The organism is Embleya hyalina (assembly GCF_003967355.1).
In the GTDB taxonomy this organism is placed as follows: Bacteria; Actinomycetota; Actinomycetes; order Streptomycetales; family Streptomycetaceae; genus Embleya; species Embleya hyalina.
This window is the reverse complement of the sequence record NZ_BIFH01000045.1, coordinates 1371-22393: the sequence shown is the minus strand read 5'-3', so window position 1 is coordinate 22393 and position 21023 is coordinate 1371. Positions and strand designations below refer to the sequence as shown.

Below are 21023 nucleotides of genomic sequence, written 5' to 3'. Positions count from 1 at the left end.
TCGATCGGCCGCCGGTCAACGGCGCCCGACGTCCCCGACGCGGGTGCCCGGGTCCGGAAGCCAACTGCCGTGGAAGCCGTACGGGACACGTTGCGGCAGATGAATGGTGGCCACGGGCGGCGCGCCCAGGTCGCCGGCGTCCACGATGACCAGGTCGCTCTTGTCGGTCGAGGCGTCGTAGACGAACGTCATGAGCCAGCCCTCGCCGCCGGGGCGGTCGTCCGCCGGCGCGAAGGCGGCCTCGCTGGGGATCCGGCCCGGGCCGAAGGTGTGCTCGGTGACGCTGCCGGTGTGCATGTCGTAGCGCAGCAGCGCCCCGGGGACGGGGTCGTGCCGGGGGTGCGAGGCGGCGACCACGGTGTGCACGTGCCGGGCGTCGAGCCCGGCCAGCCGATCGTCGATGCGGGGGAACTCGGTGTTGCGGTCGTCGAGTTGCTCCTCGGTGACCTTCCCGGTGGTCAGGTTCACCGTCCACCGCCAGAGCGACGCGACCGGATACGCCTCACCGCTGTCCGTGCGCCACAGCTCCGGATAGCGGATGACGCTCAGGACGATGCCGTCGCCTTCGTCGTGGGCGTTGGGCACGTGGAAGACATAGCAGGGGTCGATGTCGAACCAGCGCACCTCGCCGTGCGGGTCGTCGCGCCTCAGCACGCCCAGGCGGGCGGCGTACGAGGGGTCCCACCGGTAGGGCATGGGCAGGCCGGAGATCGCCCGTTCGACGTCGAAGACGACCGGCAGATCCATGAAGACCACGTGCTCGGCGGTCAACGCGAAGTCGTGCATCATCGTCGAGCCGACCCCGGTGATGTCGCGGCTGACCGTCAGCTCGCCGGCGGCGTTCGTCCGGTGGTAGGTGAGGTACGGGGCGGTGAGCATCCCGCATCCGAAGAAGTGCAGCTCGCCCGTGGTCGGGCAGGTCTTGGGATGCGCGGTCATCGCGGTGCGGAGTTTCCCCCCGAAGTCGTGCGCACCGGCCGTGTCCAGCTCGGGGGTGAGCAGATAGGGGAGGGTCGACTCGGACAGGGCCAGGACGCGACCGGCGTGGCGCACGACGCTCGTGTTCGAGGCCCCGGCGGTGAGATCCCGGTTGCCGAGTTCGTCGTAGACCATGGCGTCGTCGGTGAAGGTCGAGTTCCGAACCCAGCGGTTGCGGTAGGACGTGGCGCGTCCCGCCTCGAGCCGCACGCCGTGGACCATGCCGGAACCGAGGAACCAGTGGGCGGAGGCGGCCTCGTGCGGATTGGGGCCGTTGCGCAGATACCAGCCGGTCAGCCCCCGGGGGACGCTGCCGGTCACCGGCAGGTCGTGGGAGGTGAGTTCGTCGACGACGGGGGCGAAGTTGCCCACGAGGTGTGGGGCGGGCGTGGTCAAGCTACCGGTTCCTCTCGAACTGCGGACGTGTGGGCCGGCGGTGACTCACCCGACCTTCGTCGCGGTGAACAGGAAGAAGCGCGGGATCCCGGGAACGTGCCGGGGGATGGGCGGCCCGTTCCAGCGCCCGAACGAAGCGCCCTCGTCCCCCACGCACTTGATCACGGTCGGCTCCCAACCACCCGCGGACAGCAGGCTTTCCGGCTGGTCGGATCCGAACTGCCAGGGAGAGCCGTCCTCCGCCAACAGCGGAAGGCAATGTTGCGGGAAGTCGTGCTCGGAGATCAGGAACTGGTGGCTGACGATGTCCCCGGTGAACACGCTGCCGATCGGCGCGATGTCGGCGATCGCCCGCACCAGATCGTTCGCGGCCGTTTCGGGCAGGTAGTAGAGCAGGCCCTCGGCGACCCACAGGGTCGGTACGGAGGGATCCCAGCCCGCCGCGAGCAGTGCCCGCTGCCAGTCCTCGGTGAGATCGACGCCCACCGTGCGCCGGTCGCAGCCGTGCTTGGCGTCGAGTTCGGCGAGCCGCTGCTCCTTCCACTCCAGCAGGTCGGCGTGGTCCACCTCGAAGAGCGTGGTGCCGGCCGGCCAACTCGTGCGTACCGAACGGGTGTCGAGGCCGGCCGCGAGGAACACGACCTGCCGGAACCCGGAGTGCTCGGCGATGACCTCGTCCAGATAGCGGGTACGGATCGCGAGGCTGTTCGCCGCGCCGGGCCGTTCGTAGCGGGCACGCAGCGCGTGGCCCTCCTCGCCGGCCAGTTCCTCGGCCAACTCGTCGACGAACAACGCGTCCTCGCGCTGCGACTCGCCGGCCCGAACGGCGGCGGTCCACAGGGCGGTGGCGGAAACGCTTTTCATGCCGACTCCTTGGCGATTGTCGTGTGTCGTGTGGTGTGTGCCGTGTTTCGTGATGATTCCCGGCGCACCCGCGGGGTTCGGAATACCCGTGGGGTGGGGGTCGAATTCCTCGTGGCCCGGGCAGGCGAAGTTGTACGAGCGTGCGAAGAGGATTGGTGCCACTCGCGTTTCGCGCCGTGGCGGAAGCCTCCACCGGGCGGCACTCGGGCCGGCATCGTCGAGTATTGGCGAAGCGGGAGAGCCGGGTAACCCCCTAAGGGCCCCTAGGTGTGACCCCCAGAACCGCATTGAAGGGTGGGGTGCGATACCGGTACGGCGGTACGGTGCGAAAGCAGGCCCGGCGACTCGGAGGAGCGGAAATGCCGCGGTACACCATGACCATTGGTGGCGAAAGTGTGGCGGCGGACGCGACGTTCGGGGTTGTCGATCCGGCCCTGGGCGAGGTGCGTGCCGAGGCGCCCGACTGTGGCGCGGAGCAGCTCGACGCCGCCTTCGACGCGGCCGCGCACGCCTACCGGTCCTGGCGCAGGGACGAGGGCGGGCGGCGCAAGGCCCTGCACGCGGCGGGCGACCTGCTGATGGGCAGGGCGAACGAGCTGGCCCCCGTGCTGACCCGTGAGCAGGGCAAGCCGCTGGCCGACGCCGCGTTCGAGATCATCGGCTCCGGATACTGGCTGAAGCACTTCGCCGATCTGCCGATTCCGTACGACGTGATCCGCGACGACGACGCGGCCCACGTCGAGGTGGTGCGTCGGCCGATGGGCGTGGTCGCGGCGATCACTCCGTGGAACTTCCCGCTCATGCTGGCCTGTTGGAAGGTCGCCCCGGCGCTGCTCGCGGGCAACACGATGGTGCTCAAACCCTCGCCCTACACGCCGCTCACCACGCTGGTGTTCGGCGAGATGATGCGCGAGGTGCTGCCGCCGGGAGTGCTGAACGTGGTCAGCGGGCGGGATCCGCTCGGCGCGCGCATGACGGCGCATCACGTGCCCCGGAAGATCAGCTTCACCGGCAGCGTCGCGACCGGCAAGCGGGTCGCCGAGGCGGCCGCGAGCGACCTCAAGCGGGTGACGCTCGAACTGGGCGGCAACGATCCCGCGATCGTGCTGGACGACGCGGACCCGGCCGAGATCGCGCCGAAGTTGTTCGGCTCCGCCTTCCAGAACAACGGGCAGCTCTGTTCGGCGATCAAGCGCGTCTACGCGCCGGAGCACCTGTACGACGACCTGGTCGAGGCGCTGGCCGCGATCGCGCGCACGGCGAAGGTGGGCAACGGCCTGGAGGAGGGCGTGCAGTACGGGCCCCTGAACAACAGGCCGCAGTGGGAGCGGGTCGTCGAACTGGTGGCGGACGCGGTCGGTCGAGGTGCGCGGGTCGCGGCGGGCGGCAGGGCGATCGACGGCCCCGGATACTTCCACGAGCCGACCGTCCTGGCGGGCGTCGACGACGGCTTTCGGATCGTCGACGAGGAGCAGTTCGGTCCGGTGCTTCCGGTGGTCCGGTACACCTCGCTCGACGACGTGGTGGAGCGCGCCAACGCGTCCCACTTCGGCCTGTGCGGCTCGGTCTGGGGCGCCGACGCCGATCGCGCCGCCGAGGTGGCGGGCGAGCTGGAATGCGGGACGGCCTGGATCAACACGCACTTCGCGGTCCACCCGGACCAGCCCTTCGGCGGCCACAAGTGGAGCGGCGTCGGCTCCGAGAACGGCCGCTGGGGCGTGGAGGCGTTCACCGAGGTACAGGTACGCCATCGCGCGAAGGGTTAGCCGCGCCCGCGCCCGCGGGCCGTGTGTCAGTGGTCGGGTGTCGGCCGGCTTCGGCGTGCTCCGGCGAGGACGGAGTCGAGGAGGCCGGGGAAGAGGTCGTCCAGGTCGTCCCGGCGTACCCGGACCAGCCGGGTCCGGCCTTCGATGGTCGTCCAGGTGACGCCGGCTTCGCGCAACACCCGGTAGTGGTGGGACAACGTCGTCTGGTGCACGTCGAGTTCCTCGCCGGCCGCGGAGCAGTTGTCCGGGCCCGTGCGGTCGAGCCGCTGCACGAGTTCGAGCCGTACGGGATCGCCGAGCGCGCGCAACACGTCCACGAGCCGGATGGCGTCCCGGGTCGGCTGTGACACCTCACGCATCGTCCGCCTCCTGCTCCTGCCGCTTCGGCTCCTGCCGCCGCCGCTCATCGCGTCGCGCCGAGCCTATCCGACACATTGATACATGGACAAGCATCCATGCATTGCCTACGCTGCCGACTCGTCAACTCTTGCGATCCGCCGCACCGGAAGGCAGCGCCGCCCCATGTTCAAACGACTCGCGCCGTTGGCCCTGGCGACCTTCGCCGTCGGCACCGACAGCTACGTCATCGCCGGTCTGCTCCCGTCCATCGCCGACGACCTGGATGTCTCGACGCCCGCCGCCGGGCAGTTGGTCACGGTCTTCGCCCTGGTCCTCGCCGTGTCGGCACCCGTCATGGCGGCGGTGGCCGGTGCCCTGGACCGACGTACGGCCCTGCTCGTGGCGCTCGGCGTGTTCGTCGTCGGCAACGCCCTCACCGCGATCGGCACCGGCTACGAGGTGGTCATGGCCGCCCGCGTCCTCACCGCGATCGGCGCCGGCACGATCACCTCGACCGCGTCCGGTACGGCCGCCGCCATCGTCGAGCCCGAACGCCGCGGGCGGGCACTGGCGTTCGTACTCGGCGGCCTGACCCTGGCCACCGCCGTCGGGCTGCCGCTGGGGACGCTGATCGGCCGCACCGACTGGCGCTTCACCCTGTGGGCCGTCGCCGGACTCGGCCTGCTCGCCGCGGTCGGCGTGGCGCTCGGCCTGCCCAAGGTGGTCCTGCCGGCGGCATCCCTGGCCGACCGCCTGCGCCCGCTGCGGCAGCGTCGTGTGCTGAGCCTGCTGGCGATCACCGCGCTGACGTTCCTGGGCTCCTACACGCTCTACACGTACATCGCACCCGCGCTCGACGACGCCACCGCCGGTTCCGACGGACGGCTGACCCTGATCCTGACGGCCTGGGGCACCGGCACCCTGGCCGGCAACCTCGCGGCGGGCCGCCTGGTCGACCGCCGCGACCCCACACGGGTCCTCACCGTCGCGCTCACGGTGGCCACCGTCGCGTTGGCCCTCACGCCCGCGGCCGTACACACCTTGGCCTCGGCGATGGTGTGGGCCGTGATCTGGGGCGGGGCCGTCGGCATCATCGTCGTCCCGCAACAACACCGACTCATCGCCCTACACCCCACCGCCGCGCCGGTACTCCTGGGCCTCAACTCCTGCGCCATCTACACCGGAATCGCCCTCGGCGGCGCCCTCGGCGGCCTGACCCAACAATGGCCGGCCCTGACCCCACCCCAACTCGGCTACCCGGCAGCCGCCCTGACCGCCGCCACATTGCTCCACCACCTGGCCGCCGGCCGCCGCAACCGGGCCCGCACGACGTCGCCCCAGGACAGGCACCCGTCCACCATCTGATGGGCCATCAACGCGGTTCGCCCGCTTCGGCGGCGAGCCTTCGGGCTGGTGCGGAGGCGGTCGCGCCATAGCCTGGGTCGCATGATCAGGAGTGTCGTTTTCGACGTGGGTGAGACCCTGACCGACGATGCCCGGTTCTGGGGGCGTTGGGCCGAGTGGGTGGGAGTCCCGGCGCACACCATGTCGGCCCTGGTCGGGGCGGTGACAGCCCTGGGGATGGACAACGCGGAGGCGTTGCGTCGGATCCGGCCGGGTTTCGACGTGGACGCCGAGCGCACCGCGCGCGAGGCGGCCGGCGTCGGCGAGGTACTGGAGGAGTGGGACCTGTATCCGGATGTGCGCCCGGCGTTGGTGGAGTTGCGGGCGGCGGGCGTGTGGGTGGGTGTCGCGGGCAACCAGACGCGGCGAGCGGGCGAGTTGCTGCGCGCGTTGGACCTTCCGGTGGACGCCGTGGCGGTGTCCGAGGAGTGGGGTGTCGCCAAGCCCGAGGATGCCTTCTTCCTGCGGCTGCTCGCATGGGCTCCGGGGGAGCCCCACGAGATCCTGTATGTAGGTGATCACCCGGTGAACGACCACGTTCCGGCGGCCCGGGCCGGGTTGCGCACGGCCTTGGTACGGCGCGGACCTTGGGGTTACCTGTGGGCGGGTGATCCCGAGGTGAATCGCGCCGACTGGACGATCGATTCGCTGTCCGAAATCGCGCACCTCATCGGGCGGTAACCACACGAATCGGCACCCCGGGCGCATCGACGAGGGTAGCGTGCAGGACATGCCGCCACCCTCGCGAACACGATGGTCGCGAGCGCAACGGGGCGCTGCCGAATCAGGAGATCACCGTCGGAAGTCGCCTCACCGCGCCGGTGGGGAACCGTGGACCCACCATCCGCCCCGCCGCCGACCGATCGGAGACGGAGCGGACTCGGGTTGCTCAGCGGTGCGAGTCGAGGAAGGTGGTCCAGGACTCGGCGCGGGTCCGGATGACCGGCGAGTCGCCGACCTTGCTGTCGCGGACGCCGACCGCGCTGGTCAGTGCGGCGACCTCGACGCAGTCGTCCCCCTGAGTTCCGCTGTAACTGCTCTTACGCCACGTCGTGGTATCTGACTTCATAGCTCTCCTGCCATCTTCCGGATGAGCGCGGCCGAGTCCGCCATCGTGAGCGCCTGTGCTCGGATGATTCCATATCGCTGGCGCAAGACTCTGACCAGTTCGGGATCGGTCACCTGCGCGCCTCCGGCTTGGGACTCAAGGTGAGCGATCACCTGTCCGTTCGGCATCTCCAGCAGCAGCATCGGCCCGTCAAGCCCGACGTGCTCCATGCACTGTGTCGGCATGAGTTGGATTGACACATTGCGCATAGCCGAGCATTCGAGGAGTCTTCCCAGCTGGGCCTTCAGGATTGCCTTGCTGCCGATGGGCCGTCGAAGGACCTGCTCCTCGACGACGTAACTACAGATTGCTGTCGGCTTCCGCGTGAGCAACTTCTGCCGTTCGATGCGACCTTGGACACGGGCTTCGATGTCGTCGTCCTCCAACGGTGGGCGAGCGGCGCGAAGCAATGCGCGCATGTAATCCTCGGTCTGTAGCAATCCGGGGATGAGCGAGAGCTGGAACGAGTCCGCAGCGACGCACTGCTTCTCCAACTCGGCTGTCTCAACGAATGATTCGGCAACCTTCTCGCCGACCAGATACCCGGCCGCATCCATGAGAGCTCCGCCGGCGTCGAGTTCCCGGTCGAGGTGTTCCAACAGAGGTGAGAGCGCGGGCCGTCTGCCGCACTCGATGGCGTGGATGAGGGATGCGGACTGGTTCACCAACTCGGCCAGTTGTTCCTGTGTGAGTCCCTTCCTCTTGCGATGGAAGCGTACTTGGCCCCCGAAGAGTCGTCGGGCAGCGCTCGGGGATTTGGGCTTCGGCGGCACGGTTTCTGCCTCCCGGTCGATGTGATTACAGGAGATTGCCCGGCGGGGACACGTGGTTACGGATTTCTCGATGAAGGTTACGAATCCTGGTGTAACCGCCGGATACCTCCTCACCGTATGTGATGACGGGCAGTATTGGGGTCATGACAGCAGAACAACCCACGGGCGGGTTGCCCATCGTCTACCAGGCGTCAGGGGTGCCTGGTATTCGTGTCGGACAGACCTTCTCAGGCCCCGACTTCGACGCGGCTCGGATCTTCGCGCCGTGCTTACCGCATGTTGACGGCACCTGAACTGTCCCCTGCCGCCGTCCGATTCCGGCCATGCCCGGCGGGCGGCACCCGGTCCCCGTAGCCACCGGCGCGGATGCGGAGACCGGGTCTCACATCCTTGCTGGAGTCCCACATGATTTCCGTGTCCCCGTCCGGCGACGAGGTCCGTCCGATCCGGATCACCGCACCCGGTCGTAATCCCCTGGACGTCACGCGAGCCGAACTGACCGCTTTGGTGCACGAGTCGCGGATGTACCTGATGCGGACCTTCCCGGCGCCGTCGGTTGGGTCGCTTTCGGACTCGAGCGGCTGAGCCCCGTTCGATGCCGTCCGCCACCGTCGAAAGCAGCTTTGTGTACCCGCCAATTCTCGTCCGTCTTGTCGCAACTGTGGCTGAGCGCAATCGGCTTCAGGGCCTTTGGCTCGATCCCGCGACGGCGTCACCGTGCCGGTGGCGCGATCACCACCGCTGTTGCCGGGTCGCCGGGGTTGCGTTGCGGGGGGCCGTTGCCGATGCGCATCGGGGTGGCATATCGGCGGAGGGCATTGCCCGGGTCACCGGGTTTTCTCCGGGCTATGTGCGGATGATCGCCCACCGTGCGCGTGCCGAAGTCCACGACCCTGTCGTCCTGTTCCATACGCAAGGAGAGATCATGTCCGGCACGCCTCCCTGGGCTGTTGGCGAACACCTGTGGCGCAAGGTCGACCACCACACGCGACGTCATCATCTCGGCACCATTACCCGCGTTTGGCATGACGGTGTCCGGTGGATGGTCGAATACGAATACGGCGCCCTCGCCGAGAGGGTCACCACCGCACCTGCCGCCGAGATGTACCGCGAAGGGCCGATGACTCGACCCGTCTGACCTCCGATGGTGGAAGTGGGGGAAGTCGTCGGGGCGTTGCCGGGTGGGTGGGGTGCTTGCGGCGGGGAGGGGGCTCGGGTCGAATCTGCTCCGGAGCCTTCCCGAATGGGCCGGGCGGTTCCGGCGCGCGTTGAGACTTCGGCTGCGGGTGGCCGGTGCGGGGCCTGTCCGAGTCGGTGATGGGCCGCCGCCGGCGTTCGGGGCTGCGGGAGCGGGGAGTTTCCGGCGAGACGGGCGCGTTGCTCGGCGGAAAAGCGCCGGCAGCGGGTGGCCGGGGTGGCGGTCCGGTCGGGTTCTCCGGGTGGCGTTTCCGGGTGGGTGGGGTATGTGGCGCGGGTGTGCGGATTCGGATGGGGTGGGGTGTTGCGGCCGCGATGTGGGGGAGACCGCTGGTCGGCGGTGATGGGTGCCTTGTGTGGAGGGCGCGGTATCCGGGTTTGGTTCTCGCCGGGCACTTTCGGTCTCCGTGGGGGCGTTCACGAGGGCGGAGGACACGAAACCGGCGCTCGATACCCGACTTTCCCTGCCGGCCCCCGCAAAACCGCAGGTCACGGAAATGTGAAGTCCCGAGCCGTCCATCGCAAACCGGATCCCGGCTCCTTCCTCTTCGAAACGCCGGCGCGTCCCCGGTCTGCCCCGGGTGATCACGATCGACAACGGCAACCCCCGTCCGTCCACCGCGAGATGCAGCCTCGTCGTGAGGCGTGCGCCGGGGTGGGTGAGCCGCATGTACTGTGCGCCGACGTGTTGTGGCCTGTTCATCGGCGCGGTCGCGCTGATCGGGATCGGCTCGATGTTTCCGTCCGGCGCGGGCGACACTTCGGTGATGTTCGGCCCGGGCTTTGCCGCGGCACCTGAGCACCGGTGCGGGTGCGCACGACCGCCGGCGGTCACCGCGTTTTGCGTGGGGGGACGCTGAGGGTGAGGTGGTAGTAGCCGGTGGGTTCGAGCTCCCCGACCGGGGTGCCGTCGACCTCCACCCAGGCGTGGGCGCGAAATGGGCCCGTGCGCACACCGGTGCACCACGTCGGCCAGGTGCCGCCGAGTCGACACAGCAGTGCGGTGGCCAATGAGCGTTGCAGGCAGCCCCGACCGGCGCAGCGGAGGCTGACGGCGACGACGGCGTCGCGGGCGGCCTGGGCCTGGGCGGCGGTGGCGGGGGTGGCGCCGGTGCGGGCCAGGTGCAGGGTGGCGCGGATGCCGCGGGGTGGGAGTGCGGCGACTACGCGGGCGGCGCCGACGGCCAGGCGGGCGGTGACGTTCCGGCGCCGGGTCAGGGGGCGGCCTGCCTCGAGTGCGCTCGGGGTGGTCACCGGCCGGCCAGCTTCCTCTTGCGCAGGTTCTCGAGCAGGGCCGCGACGTCCGTCGCGGCCTGTTCGCGGGTGATGCCGTAACGCTCGCTGAGGAGTTCGGCGGCCTGATGGGCGGTGGCACCGTCCAGGAGGGTTCGCAGGACCAGGGTGCCGGTGGGGTTGAGTTGGAAGTATCGGCCGCGGCGCTCGTCGAGCAGCACCGTGCCGTGCTCGGTGGGAGTCAGGCTCACGTCGGGTTTGAGGGCGAACGTCACGGTGTTCCTCGGGTGGCGGCGGCCGGTGACCGGTGCGGGTGGGTTGGATCGCGGAGCCAGAGCTCGCAGGCCAGGGTGGGTTCCAGGGCGATGAGCGGCCGGACGGTGGGATGGTCGCCGAGGAGGGTGGCGCGTACACGGTGGTCGTCGACCAGGCCGCGGCCGGCGAGGGCGGAGTGCTCGAAGAGCCCCAGCAGGGTGGCGCGGTGGCGGCGCAGCCCGGTGTAGGCGTCCTCTCCGTACTCGCCCTTGGTCGCGCGGACCAGGAGTTCGTCGGGTACGAGGCCGCGCATGGCTTCGGCGAGCAGGGGTTTGTAGCGGTTGGGGCTGCCGCGGTGGTCGGGGCGTACGGCCAGGGCGGATTCGATCACGCGGTCGTCCAGGTACGGTGCGGCGAAGTCGACGCCGTGCGCGGCCATGAGCGCGGCGGCGTAGCGGATGGCGGCTCCGGCCTGTCGTACCCGCTCCAGGGTGCTGTGCGTCCCGCGGTCCGGGGCCAGCGGCGCGGGGCGTTCGACGGCGGCCCGGCGGGTGTGGGCGCGGACGGTGTGCACGGCGTCCGGAGTGGCCCAGTCGGGCATGCGCAGTGGCGGCGTCCAGCCCAGGGCGGGGTGGAACTGCGGGGGCGCGGGGGCGGTCAGGTGCCGGGCGCTGTGGTCGAGCCAGGCGGGGAAGGTGCGGGAGTCGGCCAGGGCGCGGGCCGTGGCGCGCGGTCGCCAGTGGGCGAGGGCGCCGTGTCCGCGGGCGTGCCGCAGGGCGACGAGGGGGTGGGCGCGGGCCAGGCTGTGCAGGTGTGCCGGGGCCGGGGTGAAGAGTTCGTCGCCGCCGTGTCCGCACAGGTGCAGGCGGGATCCGCGGCCGGCGACGTGGTGGGTGATGTCGGCGAACCAGGCCCCGGCGCGTACCCACGAAGGCGGCCCGTCGGGCAGTACGAAGCCGCCGGGGTGATCCAGGCCGGCGTACATGGTCGGGGCGTGTTCGTGGTCGAGCAACAGGTGCGTGGTTCCCGGGAGTCGGTCGCCGAGGCGGCGGGCGAAGGCCATGTCGTCGCCGCCGGGGTCCAGTTGCGGGGCGCACACGGTCAGCAGGGTTCCCGGGCGGCTGTCGGCGGCGGCCAGGCAGGTGAGGGTGCCGGAGTCCAAGCCGCCGGAGAGGTCGCTGCTGACGAGGCCGTCGGGCGTGGCGGCGACGCGGGTGCGGACCGCTTCGCGCAGCGCCGTGCGTACCGCGGGCGCGCCCTGGTGGAGGGTCAGTTCCGCCGGGGGCGGGTGCCACCAGCGCACGGTGCGGGTGGTGCCGTCGGGGGCGAGCAGCAGCCAGCAGTCCTCGGGCACCTGCCGTACTCCGCGCCACACGGGGCGTGGGCCCAGCGGGTGGGGTGCGAAGGGGGTGAGCAGTCGCAGCGCCAGTGCCTCGTCGTCCACGTCGGCGCCGGTGAGGCCGGCCAGGATGGCCGGCCGATCGGAGGCCACCGGCGTGCCGTGGACGCCGGTGTGGAAGACCGCCCGGACACCCGAGAGGGTGCCCTGGACGCGGACCCGGCCGTCGAAGGAGGCCACGAGGTGGGCGCTGCCGGGGAGGCGCCGGGCCAGCGCGTCGAGCCCGGCCGCGTCGTGTGCGCCGGCCAGGGCTCGCTCCGCTTCGCCGGCGGCGAGCGGGCAGTGGCCGATCAGGGCCAGCCGGTCGCGTCCGACCGCGACCGTCGTCAGGGTGCCGGGAAGCCGGCGGCCGACCAGCCACGGCCGGCCCGACGCGTGCGCCAACACCTGCGCACCGTCCGCGAGCAGGATCCGGGCCACGGCCGCCGCGCCGGCACAGTCCGGGAGTACGACGAACCCCGCCTCCACCGACAACGGCCTCTCCCGTTCGTAGCCCGGATCCTCGGCCGCCCGTGTGGGGGCCGTTCACCCGATTTCGTCAGGACGTTCGTTCCAGGATGAATTCCAGGAGTTCCCCCTGCTGGCCGAGGGTTACTTCGGCGAACCCGCCGACCTCGACCACCTCGGGTGCCACGTACTCCTGCGGTTCCGTCGTGCTCTCGTATCGCTCCATGACCTGCTCCTTCCGAGCGCCCGGAGCCCGAAGCCGATGCCGGGTCATCCGAGCAGGGGAAAATGCGTAACAAATATACGACAAAGGTATATTTGGTGCATGTGATCGATCGCCGACCGGGGAAGGCGTCGGCGCCGATCGGGCCCGGTCGGGCGCGGGACTTCGGGCTCGCGCGCGGCGAACGAGGCCACGACCGGGGGCACCGCCTCGTCGAGGCGGGACGACACGCTCGGCGGGTCGATTGAGCGGTGTCCGTGGACTCTTCGATCGTCCGCGCCCACCCACACGCGGCCGGGGCACGCAAGGAGGGGTTGCGGGCGGGAACGAGCCGGGTGGCGTGGGGCGGGCGCCTTGGCGACGAGGCCCCATCTCGCGGTGGGCGGGCGGGGGTTGCCGTGGTCGCTCGGGGCCGCGCCGGTGTTCGGACGACCGGGGTCCGGATCCGGTTTGCGTCGGACGGCTGGGGGCGTCGCATTTCGGTGACCTGCGGTTTTGCGGGGCCGGCAGGGAGAATCAGGTGTCGAGTGCCGGTTTCGTGCGCTCCGGCCCCATCAACGCCCCTGCCGAGACCGACCCGCGCCACATACTCCACCCACCCGGGAAGCCTCCCCGGACAACCCGACCGGACCGCCTCCCCACCCACCCCGCTGTTGGCCGGTTTTCGCCGAGCAACGCGCGAGTCTCGTCAAAACTGCCGGGTTCCCGCAGTCCCGAACGCCGGCGGCGGCCCACCCCACGTCCCGGACAGACCCCGCACCGGCATCCCGCAAGCCAAAGACCAACCCTCGCCACACACCCCGACCGGCCACCGCGCCCCGCCGGGATCCGTCCCCGCCCGAAGGCGAGTCGCTGGTCGGTCGGCCTCGTGCTCGCCGCCCGCCCACCCGCCCCACCCGGCCCTCAGAGCGGTGGCCAGCTTCGCATCGCCGCGTCGGCGATCTGCTGTAGGTCGTCGCGAGGTGTGCCGCCGGCGGCCTGTACCGCGATGCCGTTGGCCAGGGCCATGAGGTGGCGGGCGAGCGTTGTCGGGTCGGCGTCGGCGGGCAGGTCGCCCTCGTCGACGGCTCGATCGAAGCGGTCGCGGAGGCGGGCGATGGCCTCCTCGCGCCAGGTGATCAAAGCGTCGCGGGCGTCCCGGGCCGTGGCGCCGGCGACCAACGAGGCCTGTACGCCGAAGCAGCCGGTGGGGCAGCCCGGTCGGGTGGTGGCCCGGACCGCGCCGTCGAGCATCGCGCCGGCCACCTGTCGGGCGGTCGGTTCGAGGAGGGCCCGGGCCGCGTACGAGGCGGGGCCCTCGGTGTAGCGCTCCAGCGCCTTCCGGAACAGGTCATCCTTGTTGCCGAAGGCCGCGTACATGCTGGAGCGGGTGATGCCCATGGCGTTGGTCAGGTCGGTGAGGCCGGCGCCCTCGTAGCCCAGTTCCCAGAAGACCCGCATGGCGCGTTCGAGGGCCTCGTCGGTGTCGAAGCCTCTCGGCCGGCCGATCGGTGCCTTCCCCAGCGTCTCCATGTCGCCCACCATACCCTTCGGGATCGATCGGTACAGATGTGCTACGGTCCACTTCAGTACCGATCGGTACTGAATATCGTGGAGGGCGTTCACATGGGGCAGTTCGAAGGCAAGACCGCCGTCGTCACCGGCGGCGGCACCGGGATCGGCCTGGCCACCGCCGTGCGGTTGGCGGCCGAGGGCGCGCACGTGTTCGTCACCGGCCGGCGCTCCGCCGTACTGGGCGCGGCCGTGGCGACGATCGGCGCGGCGAGCGCCACCGCGGTGGTGGGGGACATCGCGAATCCGGGCGACCTGGACCGGCTCTACGACGCGGTCCGCGCCCGGGGCCGGGGCCTGGACATACTGTTCGCCAACGCCGCCGCCGCGTCGTTCGCGACGCTGGAGCAGACCACCGAGGAGCACTTCGACGAGACCTTCGGCGTCAACGTCCGGGGCACGATGTTCACGGTGCGGAAAGCGCTGCCCCTGCTCAACGACGGCGCGTCGGTGATCCTGAACTCCTCCGTGCGCGCCGACGACGGCGTACCGGCGTTCGGGACCTACGCGGCCTCCAAGGCGGCGATCCGGTCCTTCGCCCGGACCTGGGCCAACGAACTCAAGGGCCGGAACATCCGGGTCAACGCGGTCTCCCCGGGCACCATCGACACCCCCGGACTCGACACCTTGGCGGCCACGGGAACCACGCCCGTCAGCAAGGCGGAATTCACCGCGGGCGTCCCGCTCGGTCGGATCGGACGCTCGGACGAGGTCGCCGACGTGGTGGCGTTCCTCGCCTCCGAACAGAGCAGCTTCATCCTCGGCGCCAACCTGTACGTCGACGGCGGCGAGAACCAGGTCTGACCCACGGCCGACCGGCACGCCGCCCGCGTCGGGTCACGGGTCACGGGTCCACGGGTCACGGATGCCGGCGGCCCGACCCGCGGGCGGCGCAGAGGTAGAACAGCTCGGGGTCGCCCTCGTCGAGGCCGTGTACCAGGCCCACCGGACTCCATCCGGCTCGCCCGAGGAGTCGCTGCATCGGCTGGTTGGAAACGTTGGTCGACGTGAACAGCTTCGGAGTCGTACACGAGGCCGCCGCGGCGTCCAACAACCCGCGCCCGACGCCCCTGCCGCGGGCCGGCGGCGTCACCATCAGCATCGCGACGAAGCCCTGTTCGAAGAAGGTGTACTCCACCACGCAGTAGCCGAGCAGGCCGGACGCGTCCTCCGCCACGGTCACCGCGCCCTGCCGGCACCACCTCGCGATGTGCGCCCGCCGCTCGGCGTCACCCGTCATCGCGATCACGTCGATCCCGACCACCGCGTTCGTGTCCGACTCGCTCGCGCGGCGCACCGTGAAGTCGCCCAGGCCCACTGCATCCATCGGTCCATGCTGTCAGTGCGCCCGGACGCCGATCCCGCGGACCCGCGACACGGGCCGCGCCATGCGCGAAGCGCCGCCCGCACTGGCCGGGTGTGCGGGCGCGGGTAGCCGGGTCGCCCGTGCCCGTGGTGGAAACGAAGGCGGGCGCCGGACGGGAGAACCGCTCCCGTCCGGCGCCTGTGCGAACCGCCCCGCCCTGCCTAGCTCTTCGTGGCCATCGCGCGCAGGAAGAAGGTCAGATTGGCGGGACGTTCGGCGAGCCGGCGCATGAAGTAGCCGTACCATTCGGCGCCGTAGGGGAGATAGATCCGCATCAGGTCGCCCTGCTCGACGATCCGGGTCTGCTCCTCGGGGCGGATGCCGTAGAGCATCTGGAACTCGAAGCTGCCGGGCGCCCGACCCGCCCGGTCCGCCAGGTGCCTCGCGATGGCGATCAGGCGCGGGTCGTGCGAGGCCACCATCGGGTAGCCCTTGCCCTCCATCAGGATCCGCAGGCAGCGCACGTAGGACCGGTCCACGTCGCCCTTGTCCTGGAACGCGACCGATTCCGGCTCCTGGTAGGCGCCCTTGCACAGCCGCACCCGCGAGCCCTCGTAGGCCAGGTCCCGGCAGTCCTGCTCGGTGCGCCGCAGATACGCCTGGAGCACCGCGCCCACCCACGGGAAGTCCACGCGCAACTCGCGCAGGATGCCCAGGGTCGAGTCGGTCGTGGTGTGGTCCTCCATGTCCAGGGTGACCGTGGTGCCCACCCGTGCGGCGGCGGTACAGATCCGCCGGGCGTTCTCCAGCGCGGTCCGCTCGCCGATGCCGGGCAGGAACTGGCCCACCGCGGACAGCTTGACCGACACCTCGGCGTCGCGGGCCAGGCCGGTCTCGCCGAGCGTGTCGAGCAGCGTGTCGTACGCGTCCACCGTGGCGTCCGCCTGCGCGCGGTCGGTGGTGTCCTCGCCGAGGTGATCGAGCGTCACCTTGCGCCCGGTCCCGACGAGTTCGCGGGTGACCCGGACGGCGTCGTCGAGCACGTCGCCCGCGACGAAGCGGTCCACGATGGCCCGGGTCGGCGGCAGGTGCTCGACCAGGGAGCGGGTCCGCGGCGAGCGGGCCGCCGCGAGGATGGGGCTGCGGAGCATGTTCTTCTCCCGAAATACCGGTGGGGTGGGGTCAGCCCATGTGTGGGTAGCGGTGGTCCGTCGCCGGGACGAACGTCTCCTTGATCGAGCGCGAGCTGACCCAGCGGGTGAGGTTCTGCATCGCGCCGGCCTTGTCGTTGGTGCCCGACGCCCGCCCGCCGCCGAACGGCTGCTGCCCCACGACCGCACCGGTGGGTCGGTCGTTGATGTAGAAGTTGCCCGCCGCGAACCGCAACACGTGCGCGGTGTGCGCGATGACCTCGCGGTCCTGGGCGATGATCGCGCCGGTCAGGCCGTACGCGGAGACCGACTCCATCTGGGCCAGCATCATGTCGTAGGCGTCGTCCTCGTAGACGTGCACGGCCAGGATCGGGCCGAAGTATTCGTCCTTGAAGATCTCGTGGTCCGCGTTCGCGGAGACCAGCACCGTCGGGCGGACGAACCAGCCGACGCTGTCGTCGTAGGTCCCGCCGGCCGCCACCTCCACCGTCTCGTCGGCGTGCGCCCGATCGATCGCGCCCTTGTTCTTGGCGAACGCGCGCTCGTCGATCACCGCGCCCAGGAAGTGGCTCAGGTCGGTCGGGTCGCCCATCGACAGCCCGTCGACGGTGGCCAGGAAGTCCGCCTTGAAGCCGGACTCCCAGATCGAGCGCGGGATGTAGGCGCGCGAGGCGGCCGAGCACTTCTGCCCCTGGTACTCGAACGCGCCGCGGACGAGGGCGGTGCGCAGCACGGCGGGGTCGGCGCTGGGGTGGGCGACCACGAAGTCCTTGCCGCCGGTCTCGCCGACGATCCTCGGGTAGGTGCGGTAGCCCGCGATGTTCTCGCCGACCGTGCGCCACAGGTGCTGGAAGGTGGCGGTGGAGCCGGTGAAGTGGATGCCCGCCAGGTCCGGGTGGCGCAGCGCCACCTCGGAGACCGCGATCCCGTCGCCGGTGACCAGGTTGATCACGCCCGGGGGCAGGCCGGCCTCTTCGAGCAGTTCCATCAGCAGGACGGCCGAGAAGGTCTGCGTCGGCGACGGCTTCCAGACCACGACGTTGCCCATCAGCGCGGGCGCGGTGGGCAGGTTGCCCGCGATGGCGGTGAAGTTGAACGGGGTGATCGCGTAGACGAAGCCTTCGAGCGGCCGGTGGTCGGTGCGGTTCCACACACCCGGGCTGCTGATCGGCTGCTCGGCCAGCGCGCGCCGGGCGAAGTGCACGTTGAAGCGCCAGAAGTCGATCAGCTCGCACGAGGAGTCGATCTCCGCCTGCTGGGCGTTCTTGCCCTGGCCGAGCATGGTCGCCGCGGCCAGCGTCTCGCGCCACGGGCCGGCGAGCAGGTCGGCGGCCTTGAGGAAGATCGCCGCGCGGTCGTCGAAGGACAGGTCGCGCCAGCCCGGCGCGGCGGCGAGGGCCGCGTCGACGGCGTCCTGCGCGTCGGCGGCGTCCGCGTGCGCGAAGGTGCCCAGGCGCGCGCCGTGGTTGTGCGGCTGGACCACGTCCTCGCGCTTGCCGGCGCCCATACGCCGCTTGCCGCCGATGGTCATCGGGAGGTCGATCGGGGCCGCGGCCAGTTCCGCGAGCTTCGCTTCGAGGCGGGCCCGCGCGGGCGTGCCGGGGGCGTAGTCGTGTACCGGCTCGTTGACCGGGGCGGGAACCTGGGTCACAGCGTCCAAGACGGCGCTCCTGTTCGGTGATCTGCGGCGGGGTGCGTGTGGAGGTGCGTGCGCGGAGTGCGTGCGCGGTCATGTGTGCGCGGTGAGGCGCGTGCGGTGATCCGCGTGCGGATGTGCGGTGCGTGTGCGCCGTGTGCGGACGCGGATCTCGCGCTCAACGGTAGGCCGCGACCGCCGTCGGGTGTTTATCCGATCGGTTAAACTCGAAACTCCGCGCTTGGCCCATCGACCAACACCCCGCGGCATCCACGAAGGGGTCGAACGTGCCCGAATCCGGCGTCCCGCTGCGTGAACTGCTCGCCGCCCTCGGCGGCCCGGTCGGTGACGGCCCGATCCGGGTCGCGGCGGCGGCCGGCGGCCTGGAGGCGGCGGTCCGACACGTGTCGATCCTGGATCCGGAGGAGGAGCCGCACGTGATGCCGGGCGACCTGCTGCTCGCGGTCGGCCTGCGCGGCCGGGCCGCGGCGGGCACGGTGCGGGCGGCGGGTGCGGCCGGCGCGGCGGCGATCGCGGTCAAGGGGGAGAGCGCGGCGCTGCGCGAGGTCGCCGACGCGGCGGGCGTGGTGCTGCTGTCGGTGCGCCCCGAGGCCCGCTGGGAACAGGTGGCCGCGCTCGCGCACGCCGCCCTCGACGAGCGGCCCGACACGGAACCGCCCGACGGCGGCGACCTGTTCTCGCTCGCCCAGACCACCGCGATGCTCACCGGCGGCGGGGTCAGCATCGAGGACAGCGCCAACCGGGTGCTGGCCTACTCGCGGGCCACCGGGCCGGACGAGGCCGACGAGTTGCGGCGGTTGTCCATCCTGGGGTGGCAGGGGCCGGAGGAGTACATGGCCCGGCTGCGCGACTGGGGCGTGTTCCACCGGCTGCGCACCACCGCGCAGGTGGTCGCCGTGGAGGAGCGGCCCGACCTGGGCATCCGGCGCCGGCTCGCGGTCGGGGTGCACGCCGGTGGGCGGTGGCTGGGCACGATCTGGGTCCAGGAGGGCCGCCGGCCGCTCGCCGATCGGGCCGAGGAGGTGCTGGTCGGTGCGGCGCGGGTGGCCACGCTGCACCTGGTGCGCCGGCGGGCCAGGTCGGCCGCGGAGGCCGGGCCGACCCGGGAGAGCGTGGCGGGCCTGCTCGGCGGCTCGATCGCGGCTCGGGCCGCCGCCGCGCAACTCGGCCTGGACCCGGTGCGGCCGGTGCTCGTGCTCGGCTTCGCGGTGCGGGCGGACGTCCCCGACGAGTCGGCGCAGGAGTTGGCCCGGACCGAACTGGCGAACCTGGTCTCGGTCTACGCGGCGGCGCGACACAGCCACGCCCGGGTCGCGCCGCTGGGCCAGAGGGTCTATGTGCTGCTGTCCGCGCCGCCGCCCGAGGCGGTCGCGCTCGGCTGGGCGCACGAGATCGCCGCCGCCGCGCACGGCCACCTCGACCTGGCGGTGCGCGGCGCGGTCGGCGATCCGGCGCCGAGCCTGGCCCGTACCGTCGCGGCCCGGGAGTCGGCCGACCGGGTGCTGGACGCGATGGCGACCGGCGGGGTGTCGGCCGACGTCGCGGCGCTGTCGGAGGTACGCCCGGAGGTGCTGTACGGGGAGGTCCAGGCGCTGCTGACCGAGCATCGGGAGATCCGCGACCCGCGCCTGATCGGGCTGCGGGCGCACGACGGCGAGCACGACACGGAGTACGCGGACTCGGTGCTGGCCTGGCTGGACGCGCTGGGCGACGTGCGCGCCGCCGCCGCGGCGCTGCACATCCACCCCAACACGCTGCGCTACCGGATCCGCCGGGCGGGCGAACTGACCGGCCTGGACTGGGCCGACCCCAAGACCCGCCTGCTCGCCGCGCTGCTGCTGCGGTTGCCCGGGTGACGGCGCGCCACCCGGGCGGATCCGGTCCCGCCGGCTCGGCTCAGACCTTGATGCCCAGCTCCGACAGCAGGTCCAGGCTCACGTACTCGCCACCGGTCCGCGCCGCCGGCCCGTCGCACAACTCCAGCGTGGCGGAGACCATCTGGTCCATCGTCTCGATCTGATCGGGCCGCAACTGCCCACCGACCAACTCCTCGGCGCCCTCGCTGAGTACCGCGGCCCGGGGCTCGATCGTGTTGACCCGGATCCCGGTCCCGTACAGCTCCGCCGCCAGCGCGTTGGTGATCCTGTTCAGCGCCGCCTTGGACGCCCCGTACACCGCGCTCTTGGTCCCGAGCACCCCCAACTCGAACGGCGGCCCCGCCCACGGCCGGGCGGTGCCGCTGGTCACGTTGACGATCCAGCCCTCGCCACGCGTCGCCATGGCCGGCACCACGGCCTGACACAACTCCATCGGGGCCAGCACGTTCACCTCGAAGTGCAGCCGGGCGCGGCGTTGCGGGTACACCCGCAGCGAGGCGTACGAGGCCATCGCCGCGTTGTTGACCAGGATGTCGATCGGCCCGCCCAGCCCCTCCTCGGCGGCGGGCACGATCCTGGCCCGCTGCGTCTCGTCGGACAGGTCGGCCGGCACCACGGCGGTGCGGCGACCGTGCCGGGCGATCAGCGTCTCGGTCCGCTCCAACGACCCGGCCAGATTCCCCTGCCGCACGGTACGCGCGGTCACCGCCACATCGGCCCCCTCGGCCGCGAGCCGCACCGCCAACGCCGCCCCGATTCCCCTGCTGGCCCCGGTGATCAATGCCCTACGTCCCTCGAACCGCTTGACCACGGCGTCCCTCCCCTGATCCGGACAACTGCCTGCCACCATCCTCACAATAGTGGACTAGGTCAACCATCAGAACGCGAAATCCCACGCACGGACGACCGGGCCGGGGCTTTCGGCGGGCGTTGCGCGTGTGGTTGCGGGGTGGTGGCCGGTGCGGGGCTGGTCAGGCTCGTGGGGCGGGCCGCCGGCGGCGTGCGGGGCTCGGGGACGGGGGGGGTTCCGGCGAGATGAGTGTGTTGCTTACCGAAAAGCGGCCAGCAGCGGCCGGCAGGGCGGGCGCTCGGGTGGGGT

20 protein-coding genes are annotated in these 21023 nt (G+C 71.4%); 6 read left to right on the top strand and 14 right to left on the bottom strand.

Annotation, left to right across the window (positions count from 1 at the left end):
- Positions 1-15 precede the first annotated feature (15 nt).
- Positions 16-1374, bottom strand: coding sequence for a carotenoid oxygenase family protein (locus EMA17_RS43445; protein WP_126642760.1), 1359 nt, complete (start codon positions 1372-1374; stop codon positions 16-18).
- 45 nt (positions 1375-1419) lie between these two features.
- Positions 1420-2238 (bottom strand): SAM-dependent methyltransferase, encoded by an 819-nt coding sequence (locus tag EMA17_RS43440; protein ID WP_160161781.1) that lies wholly within the window; start codon positions 2236-2238, stop codon positions 1420-1422.
- A 359-nt stretch (positions 2239-2597) separates the two neighbouring features.
- Between EMA17_RS43440 and EMA17_RS43435 the strand changes: the two genes are divergently transcribed.
- On the top strand, positions 2598-4004 hold the full coding sequence (locus EMA17_RS43435) for an aldehyde dehydrogenase family protein (RefSeq protein WP_126642758.1): 1407 nt from the start codon (positions 2598-2600) through the stop codon (positions 4002-4004).
- 26 nt (positions 4005-4030) lie between these two features.
- Here EMA17_RS43435 and EMA17_RS43430 read toward each other — a convergent pair whose 3' ends face one another.
- Positions 4031-4363 carry an ArsR/SmtB family transcription factor gene (locus EMA17_RS43430; RefSeq protein ID WP_126642757.1) on the bottom strand — a complete coding sequence of 111 codons (333 nt, stop codon included), beginning with the start codon at positions 4361-4363 and terminating at the stop codon, positions 4031-4033.
- Between the two features lie 163 nt (positions 4364-4526).
- Here EMA17_RS43430 and EMA17_RS43425 point away from each other — a divergent pair, with 163 nt between their 5' ends.
- On the top strand, positions 4527-5708 hold the full coding sequence (locus EMA17_RS43425) for an MFS transporter (RefSeq protein ID WP_126642756.1): 1182 nt from the start codon (positions 4527-4529) through the stop codon (positions 5706-5708).
- Positions 5709-5789: 81 nt separating this feature from the next.
- Positions 5790-6428 (top strand): HAD family hydrolase, encoded by a 639-nt coding sequence (locus tag EMA17_RS43420; protein WP_218043249.1) that lies wholly within the window; start codon positions 5790-5792, stop codon positions 6426-6428.
- 208 nt (positions 6429-6636) lie between these two features.
- Here the strand turns inward: EMA17_RS43420 and EMA17_RS43415 are convergent, their stop codons facing one another.
- A complete protein-coding gene (locus EMA17_RS43415) occupies positions 6637-6816 on the bottom strand; it encodes a DUF397 domain-containing protein (protein WP_126642755.1) in 180 nt (59 codons plus the stop codon).
- Positions 6813-7742: a helix-turn-helix domain-containing protein gene (locus EMA17_RS43410; protein ID WP_126642754.1), complete on the bottom strand. Its 930-nt coding sequence runs from the start codon at positions 7740-7742 to the stop codon at positions 6813-6815. The genes EMA17_RS43415 and EMA17_RS43410 overlap by 4 nt, the downstream gene beginning before the upstream one ends.
- 547 nt (positions 7743-8289) lie before the next feature.
- On the opposite strand from EMA17_RS43410, the gene EMA17_RS43400 reads away from it, so the two are divergent.
- Entirely contained in the window at positions 8290-8766 is a 477-nt protein-coding gene (locus tag EMA17_RS43400) for a hypothetical protein (RefSeq protein WP_126642752.1), read from the top strand.
- Positions 8767-9656: 890 nt separating this feature from the next.
- Here the strand turns inward: EMA17_RS43400 and EMA17_RS43395 are convergent.
- The 5 genes from EMA17_RS43395 to EMA17_RS43375 all read right to left on the bottom strand — a co-directional run bounded on the left by EMA17_RS43395 (position 9657) and on the right by EMA17_RS43375 (position 13894).
- Positions 9657-10079, bottom strand: coding sequence for a lasso peptide biosynthesis B2 protein (locus tag EMA17_RS43395; RefSeq protein WP_126642751.1), 423 nt, complete (start codon positions 10077-10079; stop codon positions 9657-9659).
- A complete protein-coding gene (locus EMA17_RS43390; protein WP_126642750.1) occupies positions 10076-10333 on the bottom strand; it encodes a lasso peptide biosynthesis PqqD family chaperone in 258 nt (85 codons plus the stop codon). The genes EMA17_RS43395 and EMA17_RS43390 overlap by 4 nt, the downstream gene beginning before the upstream one ends.
- Positions 10330-12180, bottom strand: a complete 1851-nt coding sequence (locus EMA17_RS43385) for an asparagine synthase-related protein (RefSeq protein WP_246127280.1) — start codon at positions 12178-12180, stop codon at positions 10330-10332. Before EMA17_RS43385 ends, EMA17_RS43390 begins: the two co-directional genes overlap by 4 nt.
- A 70-nt stretch (positions 12181-12250) precedes the next feature.
- Positions 12251-12385 (bottom strand): lasso RiPP family leader peptide-containing protein, encoded by a 135-nt coding sequence (locus tag EMA17_RS52290; protein WP_160161780.1) that lies wholly within the window; start codon positions 12383-12385, stop codon positions 12251-12253.
- Between the two features lie 900 nt (positions 12386-13285).
- Positions 13286-13894 (bottom strand): TetR/AcrR family transcriptional regulator, encoded by a 609-nt coding sequence (locus EMA17_RS43375; protein ID WP_126642747.1) that lies wholly within the window; start codon positions 13892-13894, stop codon positions 13286-13288.
- Between the two features lie 93 nt (positions 13895-13987).
- Here EMA17_RS43375 and EMA17_RS43370 point away from each other — a divergent pair, with 93 nt between their 5' ends.
- Entirely contained in the window at positions 13988-14737 is a 750-nt protein-coding gene (locus EMA17_RS43370; RefSeq protein ID WP_126642746.1) for an SDR family NAD(P)-dependent oxidoreductase, read from the top strand.
- Between the two features lie 55 nt (positions 14738-14792).
- On the opposite strand, the gene EMA17_RS43365 is transcribed toward EMA17_RS43370, so the two are convergent.
- From EMA17_RS43365 to pruA, 3 genes are all read right to left on the bottom strand, one after another.
- Positions 14793-15260, bottom strand: coding sequence for a GNAT family N-acetyltransferase (locus tag EMA17_RS43365; protein ID WP_126642745.1), 468 nt, complete (start codon positions 15258-15260; stop codon positions 14793-14795).
- Positions 15261-15460: 200 nt separating this feature from the next.
- Positions 15461-16390: a proline dehydrogenase family protein gene (locus EMA17_RS43360; protein WP_126642744.1), complete on the bottom strand. Its 930-nt coding sequence runs from the start codon at positions 16388-16390 to the stop codon at positions 15461-15463.
- A 31-nt stretch (positions 16391-16421) separates the two neighbouring features.
- Positions 16422-18050 (bottom strand): L-glutamate gamma-semialdehyde dehydrogenase, encoded by a 1629-nt coding sequence (gene pruA / locus EMA17_RS43355; protein ID WP_126642743.1) that lies wholly within the window; start codon positions 18048-18050, stop codon positions 16422-16424.
- A 263-nt stretch (positions 18051-18313) separates the two neighbouring features.
- Between pruA and EMA17_RS43350 the strand changes: the two genes are divergently transcribed.
- Positions 18314-19903: a PucR family transcriptional regulator gene (locus EMA17_RS43350; RefSeq protein WP_126642742.1), complete on the top strand. Its 1590-nt coding sequence runs from the start codon at positions 18314-18316 to the stop codon at positions 19901-19903.
- Between the two features lie 40 nt (positions 19904-19943).
- Here EMA17_RS43350 and EMA17_RS43345 read toward each other — a convergent pair whose 3' ends face one another.
- Positions 19944-20735, bottom strand: a complete 792-nt coding sequence (locus tag EMA17_RS43345) for an SDR family NAD(P)-dependent oxidoreductase (RefSeq protein WP_246127277.1) — start codon at positions 20733-20735, stop codon at positions 19944-19946.
- Between the last annotated feature and the right edge of the window lie 288 nt (positions 20736-21023).